Origin of the sequence: Enterocloster citroniae (assembly GCF_040545455.1) — a bacterium.
GTDB classification, from domain to species: Bacteria; Bacillota; Clostridia; order Lachnospirales; family Lachnospiraceae; genus Enterocloster; species Enterocloster citroniae.
The window spans coordinates 58,650-71,904 of the sequence record NZ_JBEPLZ010000017.1 but is presented as its reverse complement, the minus strand read 5'-3'; the positions used below and the strand labels follow the sequence as shown (position 1 = coordinate 71,904).

Here is a 13,255-nt window from a genome sequence, read left to right as displayed (position 1 = left end):
GTACCCCTTAGGACAAAGCACGCCCCATTTCGCGGGTTATTTGGGCCAAATTCAGTTAGCGTAGCCCGCTACGCCGCCTTCATTTAGCCCAAATCCCCCACAAACTGTGACGCACAGCTGCCAGAAAGCAATTTTCAAACACACTCTAGAGTGTGCAAAGAACAATCTTTAACACGCTCCAATACGGCAAGGAGGAAGGTCGGATGGAAAAACAGCAAAAGATAGCGGTGGCCGGCATGGGATATGTGGGGCTGTCCAATGCCGCGCTGCTTGCACGGGACAATCCTGTATGCGCAGTGGATATACAGCCTGAAAAGGTGGATAAGGTCAATAGGGGGCGGTCGCCGATCGCGGACCCGCAGCTGGAATCCCGCCTGGGTGAAAAAGGCCTGATGCTGTCAGCCACAACAGATATCAGGGCAGCGTATGGGGATGCGGATTTTGTGATCATTGCAACGCCCACTGACTATGACGCGGAGCAGAACTATTTTGACACATCCTCTGTGGAAGCCGTGGTGGAAGCGGCATTAAGGATCCAGCCGGACGCCTGCATTGTCATAAGATCCACGGTTCCCCTGGGGTTTACAAAGGAGATCAGTTCCAGGTACCCGGACGGATGCATCCTGTTTTCCCCGGAGTTTCTAAGGGAAGGCAGGGCTCTTTATGACAACCTGTATCCCTCAAGGATCATCCTGGGGCTGGATACAGGGGACCCTGTCCAGATGGAGAAGGCCCGCATGTTTGCCGGCCTTCTAAAGGGGGCGGCCCTGAAGGAGGATGTCCCTGTCCGCTACATGGATGCAACCGAGGCGGAGGCCGTTAAGCTGTTTTCCAACACATATCTGGCCATGAGGGTGGCTTTTTTTAATGAGCTGGATACCTATGCGGAGGTGTACGGGTTAAACACCAGGAACATAATAGAGGGCGTGTGCCTGGATCCAAGGATCGGCACCCATTACAACAATCCCTCCTTTGGATATGGGGGATACTGTCTGCCCAAGGACACAAGGCAGCTGCTGGCCAATTATGGGGGCATTCCCAACTGTATTATGACAGCCATTGTACAGGCCAACCAGACCAGGAAGGACTTTATTGCAGGACAGGTGTTAAGCAGATCCCCAAAGGTTGCAGGGATCTACCGCCTGACCATGAAGGCGGATTCGGACAACTTCCGCCATTCCTCCATCCTGGGGATTATGCGGCGGCTGGAAAAAAAGGGCGTTAAGATGGTTATCTATGAACCCGCATTGAAAGCCGGAGCATTTTTAGGCATGGAGATCATCTCTGATCTGGAGGAGTTTAAACAGAGATCGGATGTGATCCTGGCAAACCGGTATGACAGGCAGCTGGAGGATGTAAGGGACAAGGTATATACCAGGGATCTGTTCCTGTGTGACTGAGTAGTTACGGATTAAGAAAGATAAAGATGAGGATAAAGGCAGGGATGGGCATGAAGATTGGAATGATCGGACATAAACGGGTTCCCTCCAGGGAGGGCGGGATCGAGATTGCGGTGGAAGAGACAGCCCTGCGCCTGGCAGCCATGGGACATCAGGTGGACTGTTACAACCGGTGGCAGGATTTTAGCAGGAAGGAGGACCGGGCTCCCAGGGAGTACAGGGGGATCCGCCTGATCCGGATCCCCACCCTGTCCCATCCGTCCCTGAATGCATTTGTCTACTCCGTACTGGCTGCCATACGTGCTGTGTTCGGAGGGTATGATGTGCTGCATTTTCATGCGGAAGGGCCCGGCGCCATGACCTTCCTGCCCAGACTGCTGGGAATCCCCGTGGTGGCAACCATACATGGGCTGGACTGGCAGAGGGCCAAATGGGGAAGGTTTGCCACCCGTTACCTTTTGTGGGGGGAGAAAAATGCGGCCCGTTACTCCAATGCCCTGGTGGTGTTGTCCCGTGGGAACCAGCGCTACTTTATGGATACATATGGAAGGGAGTCCGTCTATATACCTAACGGGGTGGAGATGATACCCTGCCGGGAGCCGGAGGAGATCGGGCGCAGGTGGGGCCTTAAGAGAAACACCTATATCCTTTTTCTGTCAAGGCTGGTACCGGAAAAGGGCCTGCACTACCTGCTGGAAGCATATAAAAACATGAATACCCAAACCCGCCTGGTCATAGCGGGTGAACTTACAAAAAACAATGATTATGTAAACCGAATACGCCGCATGGCAGAGGGGGATGAGAGAATCCTGTTCACGGATTTTGTCCAGGGCCGTGTGCTGGAGGAGCTTATGTCCAATTGCCGGGTCTATGTGCTTCCCAGTGATATTGAGGGCATGTCCATCAGCCTGCTGGAGGCCATGAGCTGCGGAGCCAGGTGCCTGGTCAGCGACATAGAGGAGAACGTGGAGACTGCCGGAGGATATGCCAGGTATTTTCCAAAAGGGAATGTCCCCGTGCTGGGCTCCTGCCTGGAATCCATATTGGGCGAAGTTGAGGATCTCCATGACCGGGAAGGGCAGATGTCCTTTGTAAGGGAGCGTTACAGCTGGGATACCGCAGTACAGGAACTTTTGCATGTCTACGAAAATGTAAGAAAGAAAACCACAGTACAAATATGAGAACTGAAAAAAGTATCCGAAATCTATTTTATGGTGAGGTCAACATAATCTTTACCGTGCTGCTGAGCATGGTCACCAGAACCGCGCTGGTCCGTATCCTGGGACTTTCAGCAGTGAGCCTGAACGGGTTATTTACGGAAGTGATCGCTGTTTTGTCCCTTGCGGAGCTGGGGGTGGGTTCTGCCATCACTTATCATCTGTACCGGCCCCTGGCTGAACATGACAGGAAAAAGGTGGTACAGCTGATGTGGTTTTACAGGAGCGCATACCGGATGATCGCAGGAGTGATCCTGATCTCCGGCCTGGTCTTCCTGCCCTTTGTACCTTGGCTGATCAAGGATGCGGCGTTTAATGTCAGATATTTGAGGCTGGTGTATGTGATATTTTTGCTGAAAACAGTCAGCTCCTATTTTTTCTCCTATAAGAGGACGCTTCTGGACGCGGACCAGAAAATGTATCTGATCTCCATGACCAATACAGTCTTTCGGTTTATTACCGTGGCCTCCAATCTGGGGATTTTGATCCTCACACAAAATTTTATCGCCTACCTGTTGTCTGACGGGATCGTCACGGTGGCCAATAACATTGCCATCGCCCATATTGCGGACCGGCAGTATCCTTTTTTAAAAGAGGCACGGAAACTTCCAAAGGAGGAGCAGAAGAAGATATTCTTCCATATCAGGCAGCTGTTTATCGGGACATTATCAGGCAAGATCACCAATTCCACGGACAATATCCTGATCTCTGTTTTGGTGGGAACCTTGCAGGTTGGACTTTATTCCAACTATTCCCTGATCATTTCCAATGTAAGGAGGATACTGCTCCTGATCCCCGATGCGGCGGCGGGAAGCATTGGGAACCTGGCAGTGTCTGAGACCAGGGAGCGGTGCCACCAGGTCCTGTGCCGAATGACGTTCATTATTTTTATGGTCACATCATTTTGCGCATCCTGCATCATGTGCATGTCGGATCCCTTTGTGGAGATCCTGTTTGGAAGGGAGTATCTTATGGACGATATCCTGAAATACTCCTTTGTGGTGAACTTTTTTTACTATGTGGTCAGGGAGCCGCTGTGGCGGATGATGCTGGTGTCAGGATTATTTTCCAAGGATAAAAACATATCCATTGCCGGAAGCAGCATAAACCTGATTGTCTCCGTGGCGCTGGGGCTGAGATGGGGGATTCTGGGAATTATGCTGGGGACCACGTGCACCCTTGTCATCCAGATCATTTTAAAGACCAGGCTGCTCTACCGGGAGTTCTTCTACATGGATCCGGCCTATTATCAAGGGCTTATGGTAAAGATTTCCGCAGCGGGCCTGTCTTCGGTCCTGGTCTGCAAAATGCTCTGTGACAGGATTACCCTGGCATCTCCCTATGGAAGGCTGGGCGTTTACTTTGCGGTGGCGGGGAGTGTCTCGATGATATTGTCCGTTGTATGTTTCCATAAAATGGAAGAGTTCCGCTATTGCAGGGATCTGGCAGCCGGAATGTTTCAGAAGAATACGTAAAGAAAACGGCTCAGAAGCCGTCTGTACAAAAGGGAGAAAACAATGAAATTTTCCATTGTGGTTCCTGTGTATAACACGGAACCAGCCTATTTCCACCAGTGCATGGAATCCATATTGGGACAGGATTACAGGGGAAGATATGAGGTGATCCTCATTGATGACGGGTCCACCACGGATATCGGCAGGATATGTGATGAGTACGGGCGGAGGGATCCGCGGGTCGTGGTGGTGCACCAGGAGAACAGGGGCGTTTCCGAGGCAAGGAACCAGGGAATCTGCAGGGCGTCAGGGGAATGGCTGTATTTTGTGGATCCCGATGACTGGATCCAGACGGATACGCTTAAAAGCGCGGCGGAGCAATTGGAGCAGCATCAGCTGGATATTCTCTGCGTTGCGTATCAGGAGGAATACGGACAGGAGTCCATTTCCTATGGATACGGCTGGTCAGAGTACCGGGATCTGGGCCCGGAGGTCATAGATACCATCTGTCTGGGACTTATGGATCCTTCATACTGCAGCCTGCCCTGCTCCTTTGGTTCGGTGTGCACCCAGTTTTACAGGGCGGATTTCCTGGGAAAAGGGCATCTGATGTTCCCGCCTGACCTGCGCAGGATGGAGGACACCATGTTTAATCTTCAGACCCTGGAAGCAGCCCCGCGCATGGGGGTATTGGACCGGGTGTTTTACCACTACCGGCAAAACCCCTCCTCTGTCTGCAACCGGTATAACCCTGGGATCCAGGATCATATACTGGCGTTTAATGAGGCGCTGTACCGATACATACAGGGAAAACCCGGGGAATGGAAGCAGGCGTTTGAATATAAGATGACCAGGAATTACTGCGAGATCCTGCGCTTATATTATTTTAATCCCGGATGGACAGGCGCCAGGGTGCAGAAGCTGGTACAGTGGAACCGGCTGGTCAAGCACACGGCCTATGCCCAATATCTGGGAAAGCACAGTTATAAACATATATGGAAAAAGAGCGGACGATACGGGGTCATATTATTCCTGACCTATAATCTGCCGTCTTTTTTCCTGCTGCAGTGTTTTTGGAAAGCGTACAATGGGACCAGGTGATCATTTGGATGTGAAAAAAAGTAGAGGGATCGAAAGATTCATGGCAGGGATATTTATCCTGATCATGACAGCTGCGTTTTATGCCACAGCTGAATATAAGGGGGGATTGCCGGTCCTGCCTGTGGGAATACGCTATGCGGCGGATGTGCTGGTCATAGGCATGGGTGCTTTATGGATCATGGTCACGGTGGATATGCCTAAGATCCGGTTTCTATATTCCATCTCTGTTGTCATGATGGTCCCGGTCATGGGCATTGGACTGATATCCATGGCCATATGGCTGATCCGGTGCCAGGAGACATCCTTTGTCACCAGGGGGACCATCAATATCGTATGCCTGCTTTTAAATATATTGTGCGCCGGCGCGGGGTACTATATGTTTGGAAAAAGGACCGTTTCTTATATGCTCTATGCCGCATGCGCCACCATTGTCATCATTGCATTGGATCTTATAAAGACCTATGGGGCGGGAAATGTCCTGTCGGAATATGTGATGCTGATCACCACATTTTCAAAGAATACCGGCCCGATCATGAGAAAGCTGGAGCTGCATGACCTGACCCAGGGGCTGGGCGTGTTTGTAATGTATTATCTGTACTGCATCAAAAACAGGCAGTGGCACATTGGGGAGCTGATGGCGGCAGCATTTTTCTTTTCCACAGGTCTGAAGAGGATCGATGTGCTGGCAATCCTCACAGCGATTGCAGTGGGACTTTTGTATGATGTTGTGTCTGAAAAAATGAAGACAGCCCTGGTGGCAGTCCTGGTGGCAGGGTTGTTTGTATTTTCCTATCTGTATCTGTTCCTCATAAAAAAGGGCTGGTATCAGCCGCTTATGGATCACCTGGGGATCGATACCATGAGCAGGGGGTACATATACGATTTCTTTAAAGAGTACTATGAAATGTCCCCCTCATTTTTGGGATATGGGATCCGGTATATTTTCAAAATAAGATACGACTACAAACAATATAATGTGGGTCCCTATGTTCCGGGCATGGCCCACAACGATATCATGACCCATTTTATAGAACTGGGATTCTGGGGATTTATTTACTGGCTGTGGAGCAATACCTGGTATAAGGTCATGGCTGTGAGAAAGAAATTCGGATCACGCGCCTCTGCATTCATGCTGATGACAGTGGTATATTCTTTTGTCACATACATAACTGACAATACATTTTTTTATTATTCCATCAACATGATGGCGCATATCACCGTGATCGCATACACAGACCAACACCGCAAGACAAAAGAAGGGGGAGACGGCACATGATCAATAAAAGCAGTATGTTTGTATTCCTGAATACGATCCGAATGTACAAGTGGAAACTGATGCTGTGTATGGCGGCAACCGTGCTGGTGCTGGGATGTAAGTTTTATGAGAGCAGTTTTAAAGTCTCAACCATCTGGTTTGCCTACAATTATGAGAGGGCATCCAAGGGACTGAATCCCAACGGGTCCCGGTTTAACGCCTATGAGATCAAGTCGGAGGAGGTGCTCAGGCGGGCCCTTACCCTGGCCGGGGTCACGGAGATAACCCCGGAAGAGCTGGGAGAGCATATAACCATCCAGGTGCCTGCAAAAAGCGGCCGGGACTATATTGCTACCCAGTATAAGGTCACATATACGGCCAACGGGGACTTAACATCCGTGGATGCCCGGTCCATGCTTCAGATGGTTGCCTATGCTTACCTGGAATATTTTTATGCCAATTATACGGACAATCTCTCCGTGCTCCAATATGAACCGGCGGACCTGGAGGGATTGGAGTACCGCCAGATCGCCAGCTACTACAACACAAAACTGATCCAGCTGAAGAATTATGTGAATGGCAGGATTGATGAGAATAAAAGTTTTATCTCAGATGACGGCATCACCTTTCAGGATATCGGGGCCCGGATCGATAATCTCCTTCAGATCAACCTTGCTAATTTCCGTTCATTTGTCACAGAGAAGGGGGTATACAAAAACAGGCAGGCCTATGTGGACCTGCTGGATTACAAAAATTATAAGGACCGAAACATATACTCCATTAACACCAAAACATACGGTTTATATAAAAGCTGCATTGACCGGTACGATCCGAAGATGACAGGGGTGGTGCTGGTGCCCTCCGTGGACAAAAACCAGGATTTTTATATGTCCAAGACAAAGACGGGCATCGACCATCTGGCGGAATATGCAGTGGATGCGGAGGAGATAGCGGAAAAGAAACAATCGGATATTAAAAACAGGCAATCCATCATTGACCATATCAGCGTATCCGTAAACCAGGCGGATGACCTTACAAAGGCGGAAGGGATGATCCAGGCCATTGATCTGGAATTAAGGGATATTTCCCGGCAGGCCGTACAGATCGACATGGAATATTCCAGGTACAAAAACAAGGACTATGTCACGGTAAAGGATAACGAGGTCGGCCCTCTTACCAGAATGGGTTTTGTAAGGGCCGTTATCATAGGGGCTGCGTTTACAACAATGGCGGCAATGGCTGTAATGCACAATGAGAAAAAGCGCAATGCAAGGGAGGATGGGAAGTGAAAGATTTCCAGATTGTCCGGTATGTAAGCAGCTGGAAATACCTGATCGCTTTATGTACGGTCATAGGAGGCGTGGTTTTTTACAGCTACTTCAGCCGGCAGCAGGTGTACACTGCTTACGCAATTATTTCCTACACAAATTTGGATGCTAAAAGCGGAAAAACCCCATCGGGAGCCGACATTGATGTCAGTGAAATATACTCCCCCAATGTGGTTGCGGATGCAATTGAAAAGCTGGAAAGCAATGTCAGTGTGGATTTTGTCAGGAGCAGGATAAAGGTGGAGCCCATTGTCTCAGATGAGGAGCAGAAACGGAAGGAGGCGATCCTAAAAGAGGGGGAGGAGTATGAGGAGTATCCCACAGACTATTATATTACCTTTTCCGTGGAAAGCGATTACTCCGAGGACTTTGCAAAAAATATGCTGAACACCGTGCTCAGCAGTTATTTCGATTTTTACAGCGAAAAGTATGTTGCAAGGGCGGTCATACCAAACAATGTGGTGAATATAGGCAATGACAATTACGATTATATTGAGATCATTGAGATCATGAAGCAGTCCATAGGTGAGATACTGGAGTATCTGGACAGCAACCAGGCCGGCTTCCGTTCCTCCAGGACAGGATACAGCTTTTATGATCTGATCACGTCCTACCAGCTGCTGGAGGCAGTGAGCCTGGACCGGCTGTATGTGAACGTGCTGTCGGGACAGAAAACAAGGGACAGGGCGGTTCTCATTGAAAAGAACAATGCAGAGATTGAAAGCCTTCAGATCCAGCTGGAAAAAATGAAGGCCCAGTCTGCCGAACTTCTCCTCACCATTGCCCAGTACAACCCAAAGATCCTGGAAGCCCAGGAGTACAGTACGGATACAAAGGATGCGGAGACTGCCAATTCCATCATCCTTCAGGACATTTATGAGAGAAAGGACCAGGAGGGAAATATCCTATACAGTGAGAATACCTATGATACCCTGATCTCACGGTATGTGGATTATAACAAAGAGATATTCAGCCTGGAGCAGCAGATCGAGGAAAAGCAGTATATCCTGTCGTGTTTTCAGGCAGAGGACAGCGGGGCGGCTTCCGAAAGTGAGCGCATAAATGAGGGCATAAGCGATGAGGAGCTGATGGAGGGGATCAACCGTCTGGCCGAAAAGCTGAATTCCCTCCATGAGATCGTGGCCCAGACCGGCCGGGAGTATAACGGCTATTTGGTCAGCAAGAACATTGCAATGCAGAACAGCGTGGATGCATTTTCCCAGCTGAACCTGAAGATCTATATGGCGATGGCTTTTGTGCTGTTCTTCGGGATCGGGTGCTGCGGGGCGATCGTCATTGGGCGGATCGGGGATATTGTGGAATACACCCTGTACGTGGACCGAAAGACCAAACTCCCAAGCCGTTTAAGCTGTGATGAGCGGATCGAGAGCATTAAGAAAAGAGGGGCGCTGGGGACATTTACCTGTGTGGTGCTTTCCATTGACAACCTGAGAGAGGTGAACCGCGCCATCGGATATGCTGCCGGAGATAAAATATTGGAAGAAATTGGAGATACATTGAAGGCATTATCAAGGGAATACGGCTTTATCGGCTATAATGGGGCAAACCAGTTTTTGTGCCTTCTTGACAATTGTACCGGTGAAAAAGCGGAGTTCATGCTGAGTTTATTAAGCGAATCCATTAAGCAGTTCAACGAGGGGAATCCCGGGGTCATGATAGAGATGAAAGCCCGGATCGCGGACTCAAAAAAGACGGGGATTTATCAGATCAATAAACTCATTTCAAAAGCATATGAAATGGAAGGGGAAAAGATAGGTTAGATGATGGAGACAGGTTTAGTCAGTGTAATAATCACCACGTATAAACGGGAATTCTCCATGCTGAAGGAGGCCCTGGACAGTGTGCTGGCCCAGACATACGCCCGGATGGAGATCATTGTGGTGGATGACAATGGGGGAAAGGGAGAAAGGTCCCTGCAGATTGAGGAAGGGCTGAAGGCATACCCCCAGGTCCGGTATATAAAGCTGCCTGATAATTCCGGGGCCCAGGTTGCGAGAAATACCGGGATCCAGGCCGGCAGCGGTGAGTTTATTGCGTTTTTGGATGATGATGATCTCTGGGAACCGAAAAAGCTGGAAATGCAGATCCCCTGTTTTGAAGATCCGCAGGTGGGACTGGTGTTCTGCCAGGGCTATGTATTTGAAGACGGTGACATGGAACACAGGCGTTTATACCACCGGGAGGGGACCTTTAAAGAAACCGTGGATTTTGACGGGATGCTGGAAAATGACACCGTGGGAACCACTTCCCAGGCGGTTGTAAGAAGGTCGGCGCTGGATGACTGCGGAATGTTTGACGTGGCCCTCCCAGCCAGGCAGGACTATGAAATGTGGCTGCGGATCCTGAAAAGGTACAAGGGGGCAGGGGTGGATGTCCCCCTGTTTAATATGAGGATCCATAAGGGGGAGAGGATCACCTCCCATCCCATGAAGGGGATCCGGGGATACCAGAAAGTTTACCGGAAGTACAAAAAGGATTTTAAGAAAAACAAAGCGGCCCGTACCAACATGCTGAATGAGATATGCTGGAGATTATGGAAGCAGGCCCACCGGTACCCGGAGAGTATGGTGTACGCGGTCAGGCTGTTTTTTGTGAACCCCGGATTTGTGCTGAAAAAGGGGCTTATGGGGAAACTCCGCCGCGTCATTAAATGGCTGCTGGCCGTTCTCCTGTCTGCGCTTCTCCTGTTTGCCGCCTGGCAGAAAATACAGGCGGACCAGAACACGCTGGAACTTTCCTTTTACCATGTAAAGTCGGAAAAGGTCAAGGAGGGGTTCCGTATCGTCCAGCTTTCAGACCTGCACCTGAAGGAATTCGGGGAAAAGAACCGGGATCTTGTTGAAAGGGTGAACGCCCTGTCGCCGGATATCATTGCGGTCACGGGGGATATGAACATGGAGCACAATGACGATTACCATGTGGTCCTGGACCTGTGCAGGCAGCTGGTGGAGATCACTGATGTCTACTATGTGATGGGAAACCACGAGCTGGTGGATTACGCCCACCGGAAGACCGGTATCAGGGATGATATAGAAAAGACCGGTGTCCATATGCTCTTTAACCATGCAGAGATGATTCAGGTAAATGGCAATGAGATCTGTATAGGCGGCCTGATCAATGAACCCTACAACTATGTGGAGTATGGGGGAAAGAAGTTTATGGATGAATATGTCCGGAGTGAGGACTTTAAGCTGCTTCTGGTCCACTATCCCGAGTATTTTATGGGGGAACTGGAGGACATGCCAGTTGACCTGGCGTTATGCGGCCACACCCATGGAGGAATCGTCCGTCTGCCTTATATAGGCGGGGTATACGCAACGGAACAGGGATTTTTCCCCCCGTTCACAGAAGGGCAGCACGAAGTAAATGGATCCGTGGTCATTGTCAGCAGGGGGCTGGGAGAGAGCCATAAGATACCCAGGATCAATAACAAACCGGAGATCGTGATCGTGGATGTGAACTGGTATTAAACAGTTGCAAAATATTCAGACAGGAATTGGCTGCAGGACAGATGCCGGAGGATGCGGCGGGGGAGGGAAGATGAAGGAACGGGCAATGAAGGAGGGGAACATCAAGGCGCGGATTAAAGCCGCTGTGGTACGCTCTGATATCTTATCAGCGTTTCGCAGGCGGGCCGTGGCGGGAATGGGGGAAATCTCATTCCGCATTATGAAACGGTCATATGGGCAGACCGCCTATGGAGACAGGATCAGGGCATTCAGGGGAAGATATGAGGGAAAACGGTGTTTTATCATAGGAAACGGGCCCAGCTTAAGACCCGAGGACCTGGATCTGCTGAAACAGGAATACACCTTTGGGGCCAACCGCATTTACCTCATGTATGGCAGGACCCTGTGGCGGCCCACCTTTTATGTCTGCCAGGACAAGGACATGCTGAAGGCGGAACAAATGAATATCACAGGAGGGAAGGCCGGGGTGGATCCCTGCAGCTGCTTTATCGGCTATAACTCCATGAAAAAGACCGGGACCCGGTTTCCGGATTCCAATCCATACCTGATGGATAACCGGGCGGCCCTGTGGAGGAAGGAGGGGCTTCCTTTTTCATTTGACTGCGAAAGGCAAGTGGCTGACGGGACCACGGTCACCTACTCCAGCATCCAGCTGGCAGTGTATATGGGGTTTACCAGGATCTATCTTCTGGGAATGGACCACCACTTTCCACATACCATTGATAAAAACAGGAGGATCACATATGATGCCGCGGTCCGGTCACATTTTGACCCAAGATACAAGGACATCTATGAGACCGTGGAGCAAAAGAGGAAGATCGTCCTTGCCGTCTATGATCAAGAGATGGCGGAAGCGGCTTATAAAAGCGCACTGGCGGCAGCGGGCAGCAGGGGAGTTGGGATATTCAATGCCACCAGGGGCGGTGAGCTGGAGGTGTTCCCAAGGGTCAGATTGGAACAGGTGATATGACAATACAAATGATGAAACAGATGACGAAACAGATTTCCATTATTATTCCCATGTATAATGCCCAGGCATACATAAAGCGCTGTATTGGCTCCGTCTTAGACCAGGGATTTGAGGACCTGGAGGTCATTGTGGTGGATGACGGGTCCGCCGATGACTCCTGCCTTGTGGCCGGCAGCTTTGGGGACGGCCGGATCCGGCTGGTAAGCCAGGGGAGAAAGGGCGTGTCATGGGCCAGGAATACCGGACTGGACCTGGCACAGGGAAGATATATTATCTTTATGGACGCGGATGACCAACTTTTGGACCATGCATTAAAAACCATGTATGATACCATATCATCCAACAAAGCGGACCTGGCCGTGTTCGGATATATCAATGAAAAGAATGGCGTGAAGTATGAAAAACGCTTTGAAGCGCCTGAGACCATGGGGCGGGATGCGGCGTTTATCCAGGTGTTCAGGAACCCGGCCTTTCGCGGCGTGTTATGGAATAAGATTTTTGTAAGGGAGAGGATGGAGGAAAGCCACATCAGGTTCCCTGCCGGCTATACCCATGGGGAGGACCTGGTCTTTGTGACGGAATATCTGAAGCAGTGCACCCGTATCTGTGTGGATCCCAGGCTGGTGTACATGTATGCCGAGAACCCCAATTCCCTTTGCAGGCAGATGTACCATGTCAATGCATTTAATGACAACTACCTGATCCTGTATGAAGCGGAAAAGGCTGTTTACACCTGTATCAGCAGGGAATCATCCGCGGTGCTGCATGCATTTGCCTTCAAACATGTGGAAACCTGCATCGATATCCTGAACCGCCTGGCCCACTTTGGATTGTTCCGCCATCAAAAGGTAAAGGAGATTTCCAAAGATGTAAGAAAACATGCAAAACAGTATCTGTTTACAAGGGACCAATATCCGAAAAAATGGATCAATGTGATCAGCGTACTGCTGATCAGCGCCTCCGGCCCTCTGTTCATGCGGGTGTATCATGTGGTTAAAAAGATTGCCTGGAGCCTGGGATTTCGGAGCAAGGTATGATA

Annotated in this window: 12 protein-coding genes; 11 read left to right on the top strand and 1 reads right to left on the bottom strand. The window is 50.0% G+C overall.

The window, feature by feature from the left end; all coding sequences use genetic code 11:
• Window positions 1-51: 51 nt before the first annotated feature.
• Entirely contained in the window at window positions 52-144 is a 93-nt protein-coding gene (locus tag ABID13_RS19465) for a DUF6783 domain-containing protein (protein ID WP_322746753.1), read from the bottom strand.
• On the opposite strand from ABID13_RS19465, the gene ABID13_RS19460 reads away from it, so the two are divergent.
• From ABID13_RS19460 to ABID13_RS19410, 11 genes are all read left to right on the top strand, one after another.
• Complete coding sequence (locus ABID13_RS19460) at window positions 118-225, top strand: hypothetical protein (protein WP_354021186.1); 108 nt, start codon at window positions 118-120, stop codon at window positions 223-225. The two genes, ABID13_RS19465 and ABID13_RS19460, sit on opposite strands and share 27 nt — an antisense overlap.
• Window positions 204-1,400 carry a nucleotide sugar dehydrogenase gene (locus ABID13_RS19455; RefSeq protein ID WP_048929651.1) on the top strand — a complete coding sequence of 399 codons (1,197 nt, stop codon included), beginning with the start codon at window positions 204-206 and terminating at the stop codon, window positions 1,398-1,400. Before ABID13_RS19460 ends, ABID13_RS19455 begins: the two co-directional genes overlap by 22 nt.
• Window positions 1,401-1,426: 26 nt before the next feature.
• Complete coding sequence (locus tag ABID13_RS19450; protein ID WP_242849244.1) at window positions 1,427-2,581, top strand: glycosyltransferase family 4 protein; 1,155 nt, start codon at window positions 1,427-1,429, stop codon at window positions 2,579-2,581.
• On the top strand, window positions 2,578-4,092 hold the full coding sequence (locus ABID13_RS19445) for a lipopolysaccharide biosynthesis protein (protein WP_048929652.1): 1,515 nt from the start codon (window positions 2,578-2,580) through the stop codon (window positions 4,090-4,092). Before ABID13_RS19450 ends, ABID13_RS19445 begins: the two co-directional genes overlap by 4 nt.
• A gap of 42 nt (window positions 4,093-4,134) precedes the next feature.
• The gene (locus ABID13_RS19440) at window positions 4,135-5,172 is read left to right on the top strand and encodes a glycosyltransferase family 2 protein (RefSeq protein WP_048929653.1); all 1,038 of its coding nucleotides are present in this window, start codon (window positions 4,135-4,137) and stop codon (window positions 5,170-5,172) included.
• A gap of 10 nt (window positions 5,173-5,182) precedes the next feature.
• A complete protein-coding gene (locus tag ABID13_RS19435) occupies window positions 5,183-6,448 on the top strand; it encodes an O-antigen ligase family protein (RefSeq protein ID WP_242849245.1) in 1,266 nt (421 codons plus the stop codon).
• Window positions 6,445-7,716, top strand: a complete 1,272-nt coding sequence (locus ABID13_RS19430; protein ID WP_048929654.1) for a hypothetical protein — start codon at window positions 6,445-6,447, stop codon at window positions 7,714-7,716. The genes ABID13_RS19435 and ABID13_RS19430 overlap by 4 nt, the downstream gene beginning before the upstream one ends.
• Window positions 7,713-9,536, top strand: coding sequence for a diguanylate cyclase domain-containing protein (locus ABID13_RS19425; protein WP_045092708.1), 1,824 nt, complete (start codon window positions 7,713-7,715; stop codon window positions 9,534-9,536). Before ABID13_RS19430 ends, ABID13_RS19425 begins: the two co-directional genes overlap by 4 nt.
• Window positions 9,537-11,246, top strand: a complete 1,710-nt coding sequence (locus tag ABID13_RS19420) for a glycosyltransferase (protein ID WP_048929655.1) — start codon at window positions 9,537-9,539, stop codon at window positions 11,244-11,246.
• A 70-nt stretch (window positions 11,247-11,316) separates the two neighbouring features.
• Window positions 11,317-12,216: a 6-hydroxymethylpterin diphosphokinase MptE-like protein gene (locus ABID13_RS19415; RefSeq protein ID WP_007861462.1), complete on the top strand. Its 900-nt coding sequence runs from the start codon at window positions 11,317-11,319 to the stop codon at window positions 12,214-12,216.
• A complete protein-coding gene (locus tag ABID13_RS19410) occupies window positions 12,213-13,253 on the top strand; it encodes a glycosyltransferase family 2 protein (protein ID WP_007861460.1) in 1,041 nt (346 codons plus the stop codon). The genes ABID13_RS19415 and ABID13_RS19410 overlap by 4 nt, the downstream gene beginning before the upstream one ends.
• Window positions 13,254-13,255: the final 2 nt, after the last annotated feature.